This is a genomic window from Veillonella sp. AF36-20BH (assembly GCF_003602765.1).
Classification (GTDB): Bacteria; Bacillota; Negativicutes; order Veillonellales; family Veillonellaceae; genus Veillonella; species Veillonella hominis.
Map to the genome: position 1 here is coordinate 212,913 of NZ_QTLR01000003.1, position 20,480 is coordinate 233,392.

Here is a 20,480-nt window from a genome sequence, read left to right on the forward strand (position 1 = left end):
CCTCTCATTAAGGAATACATTCACCAAGATACGATTCTGTTAAGGATCCATCTTGTACCACATGGTGACCTCTAAGGATAACATCTCGAACCTTGCCAGTTACAGATATTCCTTCGTAAGGTATATAGTCAGCCTTTGTATGGGCGGACTCTTTTGAAAGCATATGTTCTATATGCTTATCTACAATTGTTATATCCCCATCACTACCTACAGCTAATGTACCCTTCTTGGGATACATGCCATATAGCTTTGCTGGGTTTTCACTAACTAATTTCATAAAATCTACAGCGCTCATATTGCATTGGTTAACCAACACATCATAAGCAATGATGCCCCGTTCTTCGGCTCCAGGAATACCTCCAGGAATTCGGGTAAAGTCATACCGACTCTTTAATTTTTGATCATTAAAGGTAAAGCTACAATGGTCGGAACCAATGGTTTGGAATACACCATTTACTAGTGCATGCTTCAATGCCATTTGGTCTTGTATCGTTCTAAGTGGAGGACTCATCACAAATTTAACCCCTTCAAAATCAGGTAATTTATATCGTGATTCATCAAGCACCAAATACTGTGGACATGTTTCACAAGTCACTTGATGTCCTAATGCCCGCTCACGTAGAACTTCATCTACGCCTTCTTTAGAACTTACATGCACAATATGCACGGGATACTCTAATGCAGCACCAATTGTACTAAATCGCTTAATCGCTTCCGATTCAATCATGGCCGGTCTTGTGAGTGGATGATTGTCTACATCTAATTCACCACGTTTACGTTTATCTGCTACAAAGGCATCGATAAGATCACCGTTTTCACAGTGAGCCCCTACAAGCGCACCCGTTGGTTTTATAGCTTCAATAGCATCATAAATTTCTCGATCTGTTAAACGGAAGCCATACGCTAAGTACACTTTAAAGGACGATACACCAGCTTCTACAACCTTTGGTATTTCATGAGATACCTCTTCATTCATTTCTACAAGCTCCATATGGAATTTGTAGTCACAGGAGCAGCGCCCTGCGGCACGCTCCTTGTGAACTTCTAAACCTTTACAAAGGGAGCCATCCTCGGGAGAAGCAAAATTGATGATTGAAGTAGTCCCACCAAGTATAGCAGCCTTCGTACCACTATCAAAATCATCCGCAGTCGATGCTAAAGTATTGGTCATTTGAAAGTGCGTATGAGGATCTATAAATCCTGGGAATACGTAGCAACCTTTTGCATCAATTACTTTAGCCCCTTCTGGAACAGGAACGTGTTCATCGATGGCGACAATTTTGTCGCCATCAATTAATAAATCTCCGGTAAGGATTCGATCAGCTAAGACCAATTCCCCTTGTTGTATGATAATCATGATACATAGTACACATGCTCTTTACAGAAGGCATGTACAACTCCTTTCAATTCTTTAGGTAATGCATCAATGTCACATACGGCTTCTTCACCTTTGAAGCGATAACCACAGCTAGTACCTTTGATGTAGAAACCATCATTTGTACTATCTGCTAAAGCTTCAGCATTGTGGAAGAATGTAATGCGATCCTTGTATGGTTGACAAGGTTCTACGCAATGACATGCACAGTTACCACACTCATTACAGCTTTGATCAACATGGACGATCAATTTAGCATCATTTACAGTAACGACTTCATTACATCTATTAGGACATACGCGAACACAAGCACCACACACTACGCGACAGTGGTAGTCAGAGCTATGTGTACCAGGGAAGGATGGCATTGCTTCGCGTTTTTTCTTCATAGCATCGCTCTTCTTGAAGATTTTGTTCTCAGCGATGTCTTTAGCGAGTTTAGCTATAAGTTCTTTATGAACTTTTAAAGCAGCATTGTAATCAGTAGATTCCACTTCGTCTGCTAAGCCTTTGAAAGTATTGTAACCTTCACCTTGTAGAAGAATTGTACATACTGTTACAGGCCAGATACCACAATCAAAGATAGCTTTGATATTTTGTTTTACAGCACCACCACTATAAGACATTGGTAAACGTTCGCCGAACTGAGCACTTAGGAGCTCAGCCACACCAATTGTTACAGGTAACAAGGATTTACCAGACATGTACATTTGCTCGCCTGGCAATTCATTATTATGAATTTGTACAGGGAATGTATTTGTCAATTTAACACCGAAAATCTTATTGTGTTTTTCACCAAGAGCTATAAGACGCTCTAACATTGGAACAGCTTTATCGAATTGAAGGTCAACTTCAAATTGATGATCTTCAAAGTCAATGTACTCAAAACCAGCGTTATCCAATAATTCTCTAATGCGTTTTGGACCTAACAATGTAGGGTTGCATTTTAAGTATAGGTGAAGACCTTTTTCACTGATAAGGTACGAACAAATGGATTCGATTTCTTCTGCTGGGCAACCGTGCATTGTGGACAATGTAATTGCTTGGCAAAGTTCATCACTAATAGAGTTGATATAATCAGCATCAATATGCTCAAATTCATCTACATGGTCAAGACACCATTGTTTACATGTATCCCACACAGGAGATTGAGATGCACTGCGCATTGTGTTAATGAATTTATCAACCATAGGGCTCTTGATACCAGCCAAATTGTAGCCAACACTCATGATGAATAAGAAGCCATCTGGATCACCTAATCCTAATTCTTTAGAGATTAATTTCAATGCGAACCAAGCTTTAATGTATTCATCAGCAGCTTCATCACAGCTATATTCAGAAGACCATTCTACGTTATATGCTTCGTCTACAGAGTAGATACAAGGTCTAGGAATACCTAGTTCTTCACCATACATAATTTGTACGGTTTTTAATTCGATGCAACGAGCACCAGCCACATAGGATGCCACAATGTTTTGTGCCAACTGTGTATTAGGACCAGCTGCTGGGCCTACAGGATTTTCAATAGATTTACCAAAGATAGATAAGCGTTGATTATGATTCGTACGATGAATTTTATTTACATTGTAAATACGATTGTACATCTTGTACTCAGTCATAATGTGGTTCATCAAATTTCCGAAACTTACCGGATACATAATGTCACTCATAATGTCACACTCCTTTAAAGCGTTTGCGTTATGGGTTTAGTCGTTTCCATAAACCTTTAGATGTTGCTAAAACTTCGTTCATTACTTCAGCTTTATCAATGCCTTGTAATTTACGATCAATCATGCGTGGTACACCATCACTAATAGTTGTTACCACATACATACCATTAGCACCGAATAGTAAATGACCATTGATGTTGTTTTCATCAAGTGGTGTTGGTGCTGCGTAATCAAGAACAATTACGTCAGCTGCAGCACCTTTTTTAAGGATGCCTACCGTAGTATCGAAGAATTCATTAGCCATTTTGCGGTTGTTTTCAAATAGCATATGAGGTACTTCGCCCCAGCCTACATATGGTTTATGTTGCTCATGTTTCACGAGACAATTCGCTACTTTATAAGATTCGAGCATATCATTTGTATAACCATCTGTGCCAAGCCCAACAGTGATCCCTGCATCTAATAGTTTTAAGATATCTGTCGTGCCTACTGCATTACCCATGTTACTTTCTGGGTTATGTACAACCTTAGCTTGAGAGTTTTTCAATAATGCCACATCTTCGTCAGTTACGTGTACACAGTGACCAGCGATGCTCTTAGGGCCTAAAATACCTGCCTCTACGAGGCGTCTAACAGGTGTCATGCCATATTTTTCTTTACTATCTGCCACATCTTCTGGGCCTTCAGCAACATGAACGTGATATCCTAACTTGTCTTCATTTTGTGCTTTCACATAATCTAATGTTTCAGGACTTAGAGTAAAGGATGCATGTAAGCCCATCATAGCAGCGAGTCTAGATGGATCTTTTTTAGCCTCTTTACCAAAACGTACATTTTCTGCAACAGCGGCTTTCATCTGATCAACACCGTTACGGTCAGACACTTCGTAGCACAAGCAAGAGCGAACACCAAACTGTTTAGCTACATCTGCAATGATGGATAAGCTGTTAGGCACTTCACCATAACTTGCGTGATGGTCAAAAATAGTAGTTACACCATTTTCGATACAGCCTAAATACGTAAGTAATGCACTTGCTTTTACATCAGGAGCGGTCAATTTATTATCTAAGTAGAACCAAAGTCCTTCCAAGATTTCACCGAAGTTAGTCGGTGCCGGACCTGGCAATGATAAACCTCGTGCAAGAGCGGAATAAATATGGTGATGTGCATTAATGAAACCTGGCATAATTAGGCCACCATGAGCATCAATGATTTCTGCATTTACATACGTTTTACATAATTCATCATATATACCAATATCAACAATTTGAGTCCCGTCGATAGCAACAGCACCATCATAAATGATAGGTCTATCAGCGTCGCGAGTAATAACAGTACCTTTTCCTAATATAATCATGTGGGCACCTCCTCAACGATTCGTTGAAATGCATACTTATAAACTTATATATTATTATAATACGATACGTGTGCCTGTTTTTCCTGCTATACCATCTTTAGATTTCTCTAATAATGTGATAATTGAAACACGGCCTTTTTTGGATTCTGCAAATGCTATAGCGGCTTCTACCTTTGGTTTCATCGAGCCTTCTGCAAACTCACCAGCTGATACAAATTCTTTAGCTTGTGTAACGGTTATTTCATCAAGCCATTTTTCATTTTCTTTACCAAAATTAATGGCAACCTTTTCAACAGCTGTTAAAATAACGAGAACATCAGCATCAATTTCTTGGGCCAATAAACTACTAGTCCAATCTTTATCGATAACAGCAGCTGCACCATGAAGTTCATTACCTTCTTTAGTTACTGGGATACCTCCCCCGCCACAAGCAACAATTAATTGTTTACCTACTAAACCTTTAATTGCTTCTAGTTCAATAATTTCTTTTGGTGCTGGAGATGCCACCACACGACGATAACCACGTCCCGCATCTTCTTTTACCACATAATCGTAATTCTTTTCTGCGTATTCAGCTTCTTCCTGAGTCATAAAGTGTCCAATTGGTTTTGTAGGATTTTGAAAAGCTGGGTCATTTTGATCAACAAGTACTTGTGTAACCATAGTCATTGTTGGCAAATCTTTTATACCACGATTTAAGAGCTCTTCGTGAAGAGCATTTTGTAAGTCATAACCAATATAAGCTTGGCTCATTGCTACACATACAGATAATGGAGTGTTTGGTTGACCTTCTACTTCACGAGTCAATGCAGCCATCGCATTGTTGATCATACCAATTTGAGGTCCATTACCATGTGTTACCACTACATCACAATCAGCTTCTACTAAATCAATAATTGTTTTAGCTGTACTTTTTACAGCAATTTTCTGTTCTGGTAAGGAATTGCCTAATGCATTTCCCCCTAATGCTACTACAACTCTCTTTTTCATGTTATGCCTCATAACAAACTATTAAGAATAAAAGGAGCCATCAATACGGATGGCCCCTAAACTTTACTTTACGGTTGAACTCGTTCGGTTCCCTTCCGTTCTAATTCTTTTAAGGTTTCTACAGGATTTTTAAATTTGCTAAGGAAAATCATAGCTGCAATAACATATGGTTTGTAGCTTGCTTCCTTATAAAGAGGTATGCGGTAGCGATCAAATACTGTTGCATCTACTTCGCCTTCTTCACAACTTACACCTGTAATATCTGCTGGTAAGCAATGTAAGTAAAGAGCTTTGCCGTCCTTTGTGAGACTCATCATCTCTTCCGTACATGCCCAATCTTTATGTTTACCATTTTCTTCAAGAAGAACTTTTTCTAATGCTTTAATACCTTCATGATCATTTTCACCATACAGTTTTGTACGTTTTTCCATTGCACCGAATGGAGCCCAGCTCTTAGGATATACGATGTCTGCATCTTTGAAAGCATCCTTCATGTCGTTAGTTCTACGGAATGAACCGCCGCTAGCTTCAGCTTGTTTCTTAGCGATTTCTTCAACTTCCGGCATTACTTCATACCCTTCTGGATGTGCTAATACAACTTCCATACCGAGACGAGTGAATAAGCCAATAGCACCTTGAGGTACGGATAAAGGTTTACCATAAGATGGGGAGTATGCCCAAGTCATAGCAATCTTTTTGCCTTTAAGGTTTTCTACACCGCCGAATTCTTTGATGATATGAGCTGTATCAGCCATGATTTGTGTAGGATGGTCAATATCACATTGTAGGTTTACAAGCGTTGGGCGTTGCTCTAGTACACCATCTTCATGACCTTCTTTAACTGCATCAGATACTTGATGCATATAAGCATTCCCTTTACCAATATACATATCATCACGAATACCGATAACATCTGCCATAAAGGAAATCATATTAGCTGTTTCACGAACTGTTTCACCGTGAGCGATTTGAGATTTGCCTTCATCTAAATCTTGAACTTCAAGGCCTAGCAAATTACAAGCGGAAGCAAAGGAGAAACGAGTTCTTGTAGAGTTATCGCGGAATAAGGAAATGCCAAGACCGCTGTCAAATACTTTAGTGGAGATATTGCGTTCTCTAAGAGCACGCAATGCATCAGCTACTGCCCAAACACCTTTTAATTCGTCATCAGATTTTTCCCAAGTTAGGAAGAAATCTTCGCCGTACATTTTACTAACATCTAAGCCTTGTAGTGTTTCAATACTTTTATTGAAGTCTGTCATCTGTAAGTCCTCTCTTTCAATTCCCTAAAGGGCTACTTAGGATCTAACTTTATACGATGCCTCATCAAATGTTGAGGTACCATATGAAATTCTTAATATCAACTATTTTCAGTTATTTTCGTTAAAATAGATCTAATTCAATATATGTGATATTAGTCTTTGCAGTATACGGATGGTAACAATGCATATACAGCGGCACATGTTACAAGATCTTGTTTCCATGTAATTTCGTTAGGAGCATGTGCTTGTGCTTCTGCGCCAGGACCGAAGCCAATACAAGGGATGCCATTACGACCCATGATAGATACACCATTTGTGGAGAATGTCCATTTATCAGTTAATGGGCGAGCTTTACGCATTTCAACTGTATCTTCTGCACCAATACGTTCGTTGCCATATAAGCTAGTGTATGCTTCTTCCAAAGCTTCTGTTACTTTATGATCTTTAGGAATTACCCAAGTTGGGAAGTAGCATTCGATTGGATAGGTTAAACCAGTCCAAGATGGACGAGCATATTCGTACATGGATACTTTCGCACCATATTCTTTAACATGTGGTAATTCTTCGATTTCTGCCAAGCAACTTTGCCAAGTTTCACCAGCAGTCATACGACGGTCCAAGGAAATAGCGCAGGAGTCAGCTACTGCACAACGGCTTGGAGAAGTATAGAAAATTTGGGAAGTAGTTACTGTACCGCGACCTAAGAAGCGAGCTTCTTCATAGTGGTCAGGGTTAAATTTTGGATCAAGCATTTTAACAAGGCCCTTAATTTTTGTGCTTTCATCAGCAGAGTTAGCATTCAATTCACGGATGTCTTGAAGAATATCTGCCATTTTATAAATTGCGTTGTCACCGCGTTCAGGAGCAGAACCATGGCAAGATACGCCTTGTACATCTACACGAATTTCCATACGACCACGTTGCCCACGATAGATACCGCCATCAGTTGGTTCTGTAGATACTACAAATTCAGGACGGATATTACGTTCTTTAATCATGTATTCCCAGCAAAGGCCATCACAGTCCTCTTCTTGTACGGTGCCTACAACAAGTACACGATATTTATCACTTAGAAGTCCTAAATCTTTCATAATCTTAGCGCCGTATACAGCGGATACGATACCACCCAATTGGTCAGATACGCCACGACCACCAATTTTAGTTTCGTCTTCGAAACCATCGTATGGATCAAAATCCCAATTATCACGATTGCCAATACCAACTGTATCAATATGTCCATCAAAGGCAATGAGGGTTTTTCCTGTACCCATATATCCAAGAATATTCCCCATAGGATCTACTTCAACTTCATCAAATCCTAGATCTTTCATCTCTTGTTCTATACGTTTTACATGATCTTTTTCTTCAGCACTTTCACCTGGGAATGCTACGATCTCACGTAAAAACTTTGTCATCGCTGGGCCATAAGTTGCCGCTGCTTGTTTAATTGCTTGTAAATCCATAATTAATGCCTCCTAACGATCTTCACCATACCACATAATATTTTTATATCTTTCAGGGTCCGTATCACCTTCAGTGGAGAAACAGAGTACCTTTGAAGACGCATCTAGTTCTAACTCTTTCCGTAAGTCTTCATATTCCGGCATTGTCATAATTGCCATTACAAGACCTAATGGAACTGCACCAGACTCTCCAGTAGTAATTGGAGTATCGCCTTTAATCGGTGCACCGCCAACGCGCATGCCTAAACGTGCCACCCAGTCAGGCGCAGAAACGAATACATCTGCATGATTTCTCAAAATATCCCAAGAAACTGTGTTCGGTTCACCACAAGCTAAGCCTGCCATGATTGTTTCTAAATCACCCTCTACGATACGAGGTTTACCATCATCAGCTACAGCTCCTTTGTATAAACAAGCTGCTGCTGCCGCTTCTACAACCACTAATTTAGGTTTTTTAGCCACATTGCTGTATAGATTAGTGAAGTAACCCACTACAGAACCGGCAAGGGAACCTACACCAGCTTGTACAAATACATGTGTAGGAACTTTACAATTATCAGCTTCTAATTGATTTGCTGTTTCCATAGCCATTGTGCCATAGCCTTGCATAATCCAGTTTGGAATTTCTTCATAACCTTCCCATGCAGTATCTTGAACTACAACACCGTTAGGAACTTCTTTAGACTTTTTAGTTGCTAAGCGTACACACTCATCGTAATTGAAGTCTTCGATTGTTACGGTAGCGCCTTCATTTTCGATTTGTTTTCTGCGGTATTCTGTAGAGCCCTTTGGCATAAATACTACAGATTTTTGACCTAATTTATTGGCTGCCCATGCTACACCGCGACCGTGGTTACCATCAGTTGCAGTAAAGAATGTAGCTTGACCAAACTCTTCTTTTAATTTTGCAGATGTTAATACATCATATGGTACATCCTCAACAGCTTTACCAGTTTGTTGCGCCACATATTTTGCCATCGCATAGGAACCGCCTAATACCTTAAATGCATTAAGGCCAAATCGGTAAGATTCATCTTTTACAAAGAGTGCATCAACACCGATATAAGACGCTAAATTCTTAAGCGATACAAGTGGAGTAATGCTATATTGTGGAAAACTTTCATGAAACGCTTTAGCTTTCTTAACCTCTCTAACATCCATAACGGACAAAAACTTGTCACTTGATGGTGCCATCGTATTACGCTTCCACTGAATTCGTTCCATATTTGCCTCCTAGGATTCTTCCTTTATAGTATTTAAATCACTATAAAGAGTAAACTTAGAAATATTAAAATACTCTGCTATCTTCTCAGAAGACTTCGAGATAAGAAAAGCCCCTTTTTCGTTTAAGTAGGTTATAGCTTTTAAGCGTTCCACCTTATTCATCAATGGTCCTGGTTTACCAACTATACGTTCTATATCTAGTAATAAATCATCTAATAGCTCCGATACACTTGTCGTAATTTTTTCAACAGATCCTGCATCTTCCTGACCTGTATTGACCAGACTATCCAAAAGTCGATGCATCAAAACAAACTCTGTTATATCTTGGTTAATCCCCAACAAGTATGCTATACGACCTGTATCATCACGAATATACATGGTAGAAGATTTTAATATTCGGCCATCTTTAGTTTTTGTGAGATAACCAAATCTACCCTCGCTACCATCGTCATGACTCAGCACATCTAAAACCACATGCGATGGACCATCACCAACATGTCGATTAGTTATAGTTCCATTCTCAATATATACAAGAGACGAATTGATATCCCCTTTTAAATCATGAATCAATACTTCACAGGATGGGCCAAATTGCGCCGCTAATCCATGGGCTATGACTTTTATTCGCTCTAATGTACTCATTGAAATAACCCCTCTTCCAATGTCATTAATTAACCTTTCCAATTTAAATTACGCCAGCCCGATTAATAGCTAATATAAAATTAACCCTAACTATTTTTGTATTAACCTAAATTTTTGTTAGGTTCTTTAACTAAATTATAGGACTATGTGTACAAAAATGCAATATAATTATGCATTAAAGTTATTTATAATTATACGCTTATATACACGAATAGAGATAAAGATAAATAAATATTATGATTTTCATCACATTTACTTAATGATATTAAAATTTTTAATGACCTATGCTTCATCCTATCAATCATAAATACATACAAAAAAGGCTGTAATAACGACTTATCGTCATTACAGCCTTTTTATTATTAACTATTAGTATTTATTTAGTAGTTGAAATCAAATTAAGCATTTGCTAATGTTTTACCTAATTCTTGGCATTGTGCATTACCATCATCATCAGGTTCGCCCAAGATTGCTACGCCATCAGCCACTAATTCGCCACCAGCATCTTTAATTCGAGTGCCCCAGTCTTCCAACCAAGTGCCACCCCAACCATAGGAGCCAAAGATCGCTATTTTTTTACCACTCAACTTGCCTTCTAGTTCAGTGTAGAATGGTTCAAATTCGCCTTCTTCTAATTGTTCTGCACCCATATCAGCACAGCCAAGAGCTAATTTTTCATAAGCTGCTGCTTCATCAACAGATACTTCAGAAACGGATTTTACTTCAACTTCTTGACCTGCAGCTTTAATACCTTCAGCTACTTCATAAGCCATGCGTTCTGTATTGCCTGTACCGGACCAAAAAATTACACCAATCATCTTGTACCTCCTAGGCCGTTCTTGCGACCAATGAACTAAATGTTTTTCCCAACATCAATTGAGTTTGACAAAATTCACGACATGCTTTGTAACACAAGAAAGAGCGTTGCGCATTTACCACATCATGGTAAACCTTCCACTCTCCGCACATTCGGTATCCTCCACCACGATAAGAAATAAAACATTTCACATCCTTTAATGGGTAACCTAAAAAAATGCCGATTTCATGTGGAAACTCAATGCTTACTTCCATACGATATCTAAGATGTTCAAGCATCTCCATAATGCTCATTTGATCATGATAACCGTAGGCTTTCAAAAATAACATCACCGCAGGTTGGCGTACATAGTCTCTTAATTGCTTCTCACGGAATACCAATAATAGTCTTCGCGCTTTACAACGACATAATTCAAAGAAGAACAATCCTTTTTCATTGAACGCTTTATTATACTCTATCAATACAAATTGGATTTGTTCATTCATGTCCCGTGGAATAGAAACCAAGTTCGATAGCTTAATACCTCGAATTGCCGGTGCACAATGATATCCAATGATATGGTCAATTGAATTCATCATAATAGTACCTGCCTGTTGCACATCGTTAGAATTACCTCTAATGAGAATAATTCCTATAGGCTCATAGTACTCTTGATGAGAAAAATTGTCAAGAATAATTGATATATATTTTCAATAATTATTTATTATTTGGTATGTAATAAACCTTTAACTTTAGGGAATACAACACTATCATTAGCTTCATCAACAGCGATTAAATGAGCATTTGGTCCTGTATATTTATCTTCAGAAATACTAATATGTAATATCTCATTATAAGAATTATTATTAGCTACACTTTTATATTTCAATGTACCTTCATAGGCATTGCCTTGTTTTACTAATGGATTTATTACCGTAAAAGTGCCAAGCGCAGGGCTCTCACCCTTGTTAATAGCAGCGGCCAATGCACCAATTGAGGAAGAATCTGTATTCATATGTTTTGCTTCACTCATACGACCAGATAATTGTTTACCTAATACAACATTAGCATAAACAGCATATCGCATTTCGTTTTCTGTTTTAATATTTAATGTATATACATCTGCAGAAGATACACCTGCTTCAAGAAGTACAGATTTAACGTCTTGTTTCCCTTCCCCTGCAAATAATGCTTTAGGATTGTTTTGATACATAGTAACACCTTCAGGCAATTTAACACCTTGATATGTTACAGTTTGACTTCTATTTAAAATGGACTTGATATTTGCTGCAGAACCAGTAGCTGGCACAGATGCCAACACAGCCGCTGCCGTAGCAAGTAATACTAATTTCTTCATGTTTTTCCTCATCAAAGCTTTAATATAATAAGCTAGCAATACAACATCTAGAGATTAAAGCCAAACAATGGCTTAGGCTATTCTAAATATCTATTGTCATTAAAGTATTTATAGTAATAACCCAGTGTTAAAGAACCGCCCACCAAGGAGCGGTTCTTTAACATTATAGTAATATAAAATAAGCGTTATATTATTTCTTTTGTGCCTTAGCCCAACTATCGCGTAAACCAACAATACGGTTCATCACAATATGGTCTGAAGTACTGTCTTTATCAGTTACAAAGTAACCTTGACGCAAGAATTGGAAATGATCACCTGGTACAGTATTAGCAAGACATGCTTCCCCTTTACTATGGAATACTTGTAAGGAGTCATGGTTGAAATCGCCCAAGAAGTCTTTACCATCCGAATCTTCTTTAAGTAAATAATCATATAAGCGAGATTCAATATCTACTGCAGTAGATGCTTCAACCCAGTGCAATGTCCCTTTTACCTTACGAGTGCAACCGCTACCACTCTTAGTTTCTGGATCATATGTACAGTGTATTTCTGTAATATTGCCATTTTCATCTTTAATAACATCAGTACATGTAATGAAGTATGCACCTTTTAAGCGTACTTCTTTACCTGGTGCCAAGCGGAAAAATTTCTTAACTGGTTCTTCCATAAAGTCATTGCGTTCAATGTAGATTTCACGACCGAATACAACTTCACGGTTACCCAACTCTTCATTTTCTGGATTGTTTTCAACTGTGCAAAGTTCAGTTTGACCTTCTGGATAGTTCGTAATAACAACTTTCACAGGATCAATAACTACCATAGGGCGTGTAGCTTTGAGTTTCAAATCTTCACGGATACAGAACTCAAGCAAAGCAATATCAACAACGCTATCCGCCTTCGCTACACCAATGCGATCACAGAAATCACGAATAGATTCCGGTGTATAACCACGGCGGCGCAAACCTGAAATTGTCGGCATACGGGGATCATCCCAACCAGCTACAAGGCCTGCCTCAACAAGAGCACGCAATTTACGTTTGGACATAACCATTTTAGTTACATTCAAGCGAGCAAACTCAATTTGTTGAGGAATTTCAGTATCATCCCATTCCTCTAACACCCAATCATATAATGGCCGGTGAACTTCAAATTCCAATGTACAAATAGAATGCGTAATGCGTTCAATAGCATCTTCAATAGGATGGGCAAAATCATACATAGGGTAAATTTTCCACTCATTACCCGTATTATGATGCTCTGTATTTACAATACGATAAATAACAGGATCACGCATTACGATATTAGGATGCGCCATATCGATTTTTGCACGCAATACCTTTTCCCCATCTTTATACTTGCCAGCCTTCATTTCTTCGAAGAGTGCCAAGTTTTCTTCTACACTACGCTCACGGTATGGACTATTGACACCAGGAGTAGAGAAATCGCCGCGATTTTGTTTAATTTCATCTGCACTTTGATCATCTACATAAGCCTTGCCAAGGGTGATTAATTTCTTAGCATACTCATACATTTGGTCAAAATAATCAGATGCATAGCGTGGTTGTTCATTCCAATCAAATCCAAGCCATTTAACGTCTTCCATGATGGAGTTTACATATTCGACATCTTCTTTTACAGGATTTGTATCATCAAAGCGAAGATTTGTTAAGCCATTGTATTGTTTACCAATACCAAAGTTGAGGCAAATAGATTTAGCATGTCCAATATGCAAGTAACCATTTGGTTCTGGTGGAAAGCGAGTCAATACACGGCCACCGTATTTGCCAGTTTCGTTATCTTTGTTGATAATAGCTTCAATAAAGTTAACAGATACAACTTCTTCAGGAGCTACATCTTTTTCAATGTCTTTATGTTCCAACGTTCTTACCTCCATAGGAAAAATATTCTTTTATTTTACCATATTTTGTATAAAACCGCATATCTTTTAATGTCTTCCACTTTTAGTCGAAATCAGTTAAATCAACGCCAGCCTTTTTAAGCTCTTCTAGCGCAGACTCTACATCCATTTGAGGTTTCTTATAATTTACTTCTTCATTTACACATGTTTTTAAAGGTTTCTTATGAACGCCGGCAATAATATTATCCGCTGTCAAAATAGACATGTCATAACGAGTTCTATCTGTGTAAGAGCCAATATGCGGTACAATAAGGCAGTTTTCTACATCTAACAATGGATGATCCGCTGGTAATGGTTCTGGATCCGTTACATCGAGGGCAGCATAATCGATTGCACCCGTTTTAAGAGCATTGATAAGTGCATCAGTATCTACGATAGGTCCACGACCAACATTAACAAATAAAGCTGTATTCTTCATCTTCTTGAAAAACGCTTCATCACACATATGATATGTTTCATCTGTCAATGGAGCCATAACGCATACTACATCACTAATGGCTAATAAATCATCTAACTCCATATAAGTAGTCTTATGAATCTTATCATCCAAACGTTGATTACGATTATGATACACAACAGTCATACCAAACGCACGGGCACGTCGAGAAATGGATACGCCGATAGCCCCCATGCCAATGATACCAAGAGTGCGACGACTTAAATCAAAACCTTTAATATTAGAAGGTCTTTGAGCCCAACGACCGTCTTTTACAAAGTTAGCATTTTCTATAATACGACGACTAGCCGTGGCAATCAACGTAAATGCAAGTTCTGCTACCGTTTCATTGAGAACACCTGGCGTATTGCCATAAGGAATACCTGCCACTGTTAGTTCATCAATATTTACATTATCATAACCTACGGCCGCTTGTGCTATAACCTTTAAATTTGGCGCATTCTTTACAAGATCACCATCTACATCTAAAGGTCGTACACACCACAAACCATCCGCATCAATGAGCCATTCCTTCAGTACCTCACGAGGCATCACTGTTTTTTCAGTCCATTGGCGCACATCTACATGCTCTTTTAAATATGCAATCGCATCTTTGCGAACCAGTCCATTTACTACTACTAGAGGTTTCTTTTCCATGTATATCCCTCCCTAAAAAATTCAATATATTATAATTATATTTTATACTAGAAAGCTAACGTAATACAACAAAAAGGAGTAAGGTCAAAACCTCACTCCTTTTATGTATAATTTAAATTTGAACTAGTTCAAATCTGCAGTACAGTTAGGGCATTTAACTGCATTGATATTGATTTCAGATTTACAGAATTGACATTCTTTCGTTGCAGGTGCTTCTGCAACTTCCTCTTCTTTCGCAGATTTCATCATTTTAGCCAAACCACGAACCATCAAGAATACAACAAATGCCAAAATCAAGAATTGAATCAAATCAGTAATAAATGTACCATATGGCAATACAGATCCAGCTGCACGAGCTGTAGCAATATCAGCACCAGACATGAATGCATCTTTAGAACCTGTGCTCAATGGCAAGTACAAATTACTAAAATCAATACCACCTGTGAATACACTGAGAATAGGCATGAATAGGTTGTTTACAACAGAATTAACCAATGCTGTGAAAGCAGCACCAATAATCATACCAATAGCTAGGTCCATCATATTGCCTTTGAAAGCAAATGCTTTAAAGTCATTTAGAAAGTCTTTCATTTTCATACTCCTAGATACGTTTAATTGAGAATGCATTAATAACAGTACTAATCATAAAATAAAGATAAAAAGATGTCAAGAAATTTCGATGTAGTTTTTAAAATTTAGTTAATATAGTTTTTTATAATTCTATCTATTATAGTAATAAATCGCTTATTATGCGTATTTTTTACACCATATTTCCTATGCCTACACTCTAAAACGCTATGTTACCTTCGAAAAAATAGAGTCTAACAAAACTTTGGTCAGACTCTATTAATTAGAAGTAGTAATGTATTACTCCATTAACCTAAGCCTAGCGAAAGAAGTTTAGCACGCTCTATTACTGCAATAAATGCAGGTGGTATCATGGAAGCATCTAAAAATTGACTAATACGTCGCCCTACAATTACTCCTTTATTAGCATAAAACCAAGAGAAGTAATAGATATGTAAATCATCCAACTTACGATCCGAAATATTTGGTAAACATCGTTGTACAATTTGGCTTTTAGTAATACCTAATTTAGCATAACCACGCCGCGCCATATCCTTTGTTACCATTGGACGAGCGTCATCAATAATGTCCTTGATGATGGCATCCATTATGGAACGCTTGTGCATCGCAAGTAGATACGATACAAAATCCATTTCAAAACAAATTTCCTCCGTATAGAATATATTGCTATGTGCTTTTGCATATTTTCCCTCTACATCGCGATCATAGAGAGCTACTGTAGGAATAGAGAATCTATTAAACAATTTTTGCAATTTACTGATAGAGGACTCGCCCCGAGCGTTGATAAGACAGATTCCAAAATAGTCAAAGTCCACGCCTAATTTTTTACCAAAGCCTGTAAAGCTACCGTACTCAGTCTCCCCTTCTACGATGATAATACACCGAGCGTATAGAGCCTCTTTTGCCTCAGGAAAATGCATAATCAAGTGTTTCTCTACCTCTTTAGGAAAATTGAAAGTAACTCCACATGCTGCACAGACCATATTATTTTCATCCCGATAAAGCCGAATAATATGACGATAATCGTCAACTAGCGCATCCGTACTGTGAGTAACCACAAAGAGCTGTCCTAACAATCCATCTATTTTAAAAATATCTCGCAGCAATGCTAAAAACTCTTCATTTTCATTAGTTGCAATTTGACGGTAATAATTGAGCACAGCCCGTTGCAAATACGGACTTAAATGTAGCTCAGGCTCATCCACACTTATAAAGATTGGTAAAAACTTGTATCCCTTTGCATCATATACAAGTAAAGATTCTAAATTTGTAGTTGCACTACTCACTTTCATATAAATTTGAGCCAAAATCTTGAGAGCCACAGCCATAATCAATCGTACATTATCAGCAGAATACTTACGTTCCATAGCGGAGGATGTAGACAATACCTCTACAAGATGTTGAATATTGAGCATACAGTAAGGATCTAAATCCTTACGTAAACTAACAATTTCACGCTGAAAATCATCAGTAGGCATTTCTAATCGAGACACATAAGCTTGTAATAGCTGTCCTAATTCTACATATATAGAGGACGGTATAGAAAACAGTTCCTGCTCTGAGGTATCGCGATGACACACATATAAAGCATGACGAATCATAGACAACGGCATAGGCTCAATCCCTGCATCAGTGACTCTGTATAATCGTGGATATACCTCTTGTACAACTTGTTCAAGTCGTAAACGGTAGGTAGGTCCCTCATCAGCAGTATACATGCTTTTATAATTTAACTCACCTAGAGATATTTCAAAATCAATGCGAATAGGCTTATTTACATCCGTAAAATCACTTTCAATAAAACCATGGCACTCCATGATAATTTCTAAGAGATCTAAAAAATTAGACTTACCTACCGCATTTTCACCGACAAAGTAATTAATATCATTGTGAAAGCTTAGCGTTACATCGGCTAAGTTCCTATAGTTTTCAATATGCATCCATTTTATATACATAGCTCCTCCGTCTGTAGCTACTTTCAAAATGAAAAAGCTCTAGTATATTTCATTACAATAAATCACTAACTAATACCCCTGTATTTTATCTTTTATGTAAAAAGGTGCCAATCACGAATGTAATCAGCACCCCCACTGTCATATACAGTCTGATACTGTATATATTCGACATTTATTTAATTTTATCCTCTATAACCTTGCCCTCTCTTAATGGACCACTCTGTTCTTTAAGACGCGCCAACATGACAGAGGATATAAACATAGCAATACCAGCTCCTACTGTTGCTATGGATAAGCTTTCACCAAAGATCAAGAACCCATAGAAGGAACTAATAAATACGCCAACGTATTGCAAGAATTGAGCCACTACAGCATTGGTCGTAACAAAGGCGCCAGTCAAGAAAAACTGAGCCACTACACTAATACCACCGATAGCGAAGATAATGAGCCAATCTGTACCTTGAGGCATAACGAGCTTATCAGTAGTGACGAGGCCCGCAATCATGCCAGTAATCATGAAATAGGCCATGATTTCAAAATTACTATGTTTTCCGCGTTTACTAATAGTTCGTATCGTCGTATAGGCCGCCGCAGCTAAAGCAGCACCTAAAATTGCTACCAATGCATACCAAGAAAATGATTCATAACTAAAAGGATTTACCATTACTAAGACAGCAATCAAAATGACTCCAAGCCATTTGCCAGCCCCTTTAGGTATCGATTCCTTCAGAAACAGAGCACTAAAGATAAAAACAAATATTCCTGTCGTCTGAAATAGAATTGTTGCATCAGATAATTTTATGTGTACCAATGCTATGAAATTACATACCATACCAAAACCGCCGTATAAGCCACGCATGACGAGGAGCCCCCGATCCTCTTTTGAAAAACGGATGCCCTTCACATACATAATAATGAGCACCGCAACAGTCCCAAAGAACCCACGGGCAAAAGCGATCTCCCCAGGTGGAATATTTGTCCCTAACAGTTTTACAAATACATTCATCGTACTAAATAAAAGTGCGGATAACAATGCATATATAAGGCCCTTTTTAGCCATAGCCCCTCCTATAATTATATTTCTCTATATAATTATAAACCCATATTTCTATAAATAATGAATACATCAATACATACTAACAAAATTCCATATCATATGATGAATGTTAATTTAATGAGAAAATGAATTTAATTGGTTAATCAATAAAAAATGATTACTCAATAAAAAACATATAGATATGCCGCCCTTCTAAGGAAAGGCGGCATTGTATTATTTAGAGAATGTATCTACAAAATCTAAGATTTCTTGTTTCATATTCTCTTTGTCGATTGCTTTTGTAAAGCGCAATGGTTTGGATTGTAAGGCTTCCAATTGTTTAGGGAAGGCAACACCCGTTACAGCAGAGATATTATCTAAGCTTTCATAAGGAGTCTCGCCCACCTTGATATCCAATGCCTCACAGATTGGTGTAGGAAATTTAAATGGATGTGCTGTAGATGCAATCACTGTATGACGAGCGCCATCTTCAGGATGCTTCTCCAACTCCTTCATATACGCCCCCATAGCAACTGCCGTATGAGGATCCATTACATAACCGTAAGAATTATATACTTGTTCAATGATTGCTTTTGTTTCTTCATCATCAACGTAGGCACCAGCAAAATCAGTCTTAACACGTTTGAACTCTTCTTCATTAACAGTTAATTTGCCTGTTGTTTTAAGATCTTTCATCCATCCTACTGTACGTTCGCTATCTTCACCAGAAATATAATATAAGAATCGTTCAAAGTTAGAGGATTCAAGAATATCCATAGATGGAGAAATCGTCGTATAGAATGGGCGGTTCATATCGTAGGTACCGTTTTCAAAGAAGTCAGTAAGTACGTTATTTTGATTAGATGCACAAATCAATTTGCCGATAGGAATCCCCATTTTTTTAGCATAGTAAGCAGCCAAGATATTACCGAAGTTACCTGTTGGAACTACAACGTTGAAAGCTTCATCTTCATGGATTGCACCTTGTGCAACCAGTTCAGCATAGGCATTTACATAGTAAACTACTTGTGGAGCTAAACGACCAATATTGATAGAGTTCGCACTGGAGAACATAATCCCTTTTTCAGCAACCTCTTCAGCAGTCGCTTTATCAACAAAGAGGCGTTTCAAGAATTGTTGAGCATCGTCAAAATTGCCATGAATAGCCGTAACATTAACATTCTCCCCTTCTTGTTTTTGCATTTGTTCCGCTTGCATAGGACTAACGCCATCAGTCGGGTAGAATACTTGAATATGAGTTCCCGGTACATCCTTGAAGCCCTCAAGAGCTGCTTTACCAGTATCACCAGAGGTAGCCGTTAAGATAAGAACCTCTTTTTTCTCACCTTCCGCCTCTTTAGCTGCCACTAACAAATATGGGAATAAGGACAAGGCCATATCTTTGAAAGCTTGTGTGCGGCCATGGAATAATTCCAATACGGAAACCTTTTCCAATAAAGAGTGTAATGGTGCAATATCACGGGTGCTGAAGTTAGCATCGCAATAAGCAGAATTAATCATTTCATTTAAATGAGCTTCGGAAAAGCATGGAAACAACTTTGCTAAAACAACGGCTGCTACTTCTTGGTAGTTTTTATCTTTCACATCATTGTAAGTTAAGCAGTTTGTAGGAAATAAAGATGGTACATATAGGCCACCATCCTCTGCTAAGCCGTGCAACAATGCATATGTTTCATTTACCGCAACGGTACCTCGGGTGCTAGTATAATTCATGGAATACCTCATTCATGACT

General features: G+C 38.0%; 17 protein-coding genes. All 17 read right to left on the bottom strand.

Annotated features, from left to right (window positions below; translation table 11 throughout):
* Positions 1 to 7 precede the first annotated feature (7 nt).
* The gene (gene hydA / locus DW000_RS05260; RefSeq protein ID WP_077708588.1) at positions 8 to 1,357 is read right to left on the bottom strand and encodes a dihydropyrimidinase; all 1,350 of its coding nucleotides are present in this window, start codon (positions 1,355 to 1,357) and stop codon (positions 8 to 10) included.
* Positions 1,354 to 3,045, bottom strand: a complete 1,692-nt coding sequence (locus DW000_RS05265) for a selenate reductase (protein ID WP_120055443.1) — start codon at positions 3,043 to 3,045, stop codon at positions 1,354 to 1,356. The genes hydA and DW000_RS05265 overlap by 4 nt, the downstream gene beginning before the upstream one ends.
* 28 nt (positions 3,046 to 3,073) lie before the next feature.
* Positions 3,074 to 4,402 carry a putative aminohydrolase SsnA gene (ssnA, locus tag DW000_RS05270; protein WP_120055445.1) on the bottom strand — a complete coding sequence of 443 codons (1,329 nt, stop codon included), beginning with the start codon at positions 4,400 to 4,402 and terminating at the stop codon, positions 3,074 to 3,076.
* A 54-nt stretch (positions 4,403 to 4,456) separates the two neighbouring features.
* Entirely contained in the window at positions 4,457 to 5,392 is a 936-nt protein-coding gene (gene arcC, locus DW000_RS05275; RefSeq protein ID WP_060919220.1) for a carbamate kinase, read from the bottom strand.
* Positions 5,393 to 5,460: 68 nt separating this feature from the next.
* Positions 5,461 to 6,654, bottom strand: coding sequence for a knotted carbamoyltransferase YgeW (ygeW, locus tag DW000_RS05280; RefSeq protein WP_004698646.1), 1,194 nt, complete (start codon positions 6,652 to 6,654; stop codon positions 5,461 to 5,463).
* A gap of 152 nt (positions 6,655 to 6,806) precedes the next feature.
* Entirely contained in the window at positions 6,807 to 8,117 is a 1,311-nt protein-coding gene (locus DW000_RS05285; RefSeq protein ID WP_004698551.1) for a YgeY family selenium metabolism-linked hydrolase, read from the bottom strand.
* A 12-nt stretch (positions 8,118 to 8,129) separates the two neighbouring features.
* Positions 8,130 to 9,341 carry a diaminopropionate ammonia-lyase gene (dpaL, locus tag DW000_RS05290; protein ID WP_012864621.1) on the bottom strand — a complete coding sequence of 404 codons (1,212 nt, stop codon included), beginning with the start codon at positions 9,339 to 9,341 and terminating at the stop codon, positions 8,130 to 8,132.
* Between the two features lie 9 nt (positions 9,342 to 9,350).
* Positions 9,351 to 9,983, bottom strand: a complete 633-nt coding sequence (locus DW000_RS05295; protein ID WP_012864622.1) for a helix-turn-helix transcriptional regulator — start codon at positions 9,981 to 9,983, stop codon at positions 9,351 to 9,353.
* 398 nt (positions 9,984 to 10,381) lie between these two features.
* The gene (locus tag DW000_RS05300) at positions 10,382 to 10,801 is read right to left on the bottom strand and encodes a flavodoxin (protein ID WP_004696544.1); all 420 of its coding nucleotides are present in this window, start codon (positions 10,799 to 10,801) and stop codon (positions 10,382 to 10,384) included.
* A gap of 10 nt (positions 10,802 to 10,811) precedes the next feature.
* On the bottom strand, positions 10,812 to 11,399 hold the full coding sequence (locus DW000_RS05305) for a DUF3793 family protein (RefSeq protein ID WP_008601461.1): 588 nt from the start codon (positions 11,397 to 11,399) through the stop codon (positions 10,812 to 10,814).
* A 104-nt stretch (positions 11,400 to 11,503) separates the two neighbouring features.
* Complete coding sequence (locus DW000_RS05310; protein WP_004698726.1) at positions 11,504 to 12,136, bottom strand: hypothetical protein; 633 nt, start codon at positions 12,134 to 12,136, stop codon at positions 11,504 to 11,506.
* A 190-nt stretch (positions 12,137 to 12,326) separates the two neighbouring features.
* Positions 12,327 to 14,015, bottom strand: a complete 1,689-nt coding sequence (locus DW000_RS05315; protein ID WP_105086679.1) for a glutamine--tRNA ligase/YqeY domain fusion protein — start codon at positions 14,013 to 14,015, stop codon at positions 12,327 to 12,329.
* Positions 14,016 to 14,097: 82 nt separating this feature from the next.
* Positions 14,098 to 15,147, bottom strand: coding sequence for a D-glycerate dehydrogenase (locus DW000_RS05320; RefSeq protein ID WP_120055447.1), 1,050 nt, complete (start codon positions 15,145 to 15,147; stop codon positions 14,098 to 14,100).
* A 123-nt stretch (positions 15,148 to 15,270) separates the two neighbouring features.
* On the bottom strand, positions 15,271 to 15,738 hold the full coding sequence (gene mscL / locus DW000_RS05325) for a large conductance mechanosensitive channel protein MscL (protein ID WP_039965058.1): 468 nt from the start codon (positions 15,736 to 15,738) through the stop codon (positions 15,271 to 15,273).
* Between the two features lie 284 nt (positions 15,739 to 16,022).
* The gene (locus DW000_RS05330) at positions 16,023 to 17,690 is read right to left on the bottom strand and encodes an AAA family ATPase (RefSeq protein ID WP_039965060.1); all 1,668 of its coding nucleotides are present in this window, start codon (positions 17,688 to 17,690) and stop codon (positions 16,023 to 16,025) included.
* 172 nt (positions 17,691 to 17,862) lie between these two features.
* Positions 17,863 to 18,750, bottom strand: coding sequence for a DMT family transporter (locus DW000_RS05335; RefSeq protein ID WP_008601469.1), 888 nt, complete (start codon positions 18,748 to 18,750; stop codon positions 17,863 to 17,865).
* Between the two features lie 210 nt (positions 18,751 to 18,960).
* Positions 18,961 to 20,460 (bottom strand): threonine synthase, encoded by a 1,500-nt coding sequence (gene thrC / locus DW000_RS05340; protein WP_008601471.1) that lies wholly within the window; start codon positions 20,458 to 20,460, stop codon positions 18,961 to 18,963.
* Positions 20,461 to 20,480 lie beyond the last annotated feature (20 nt).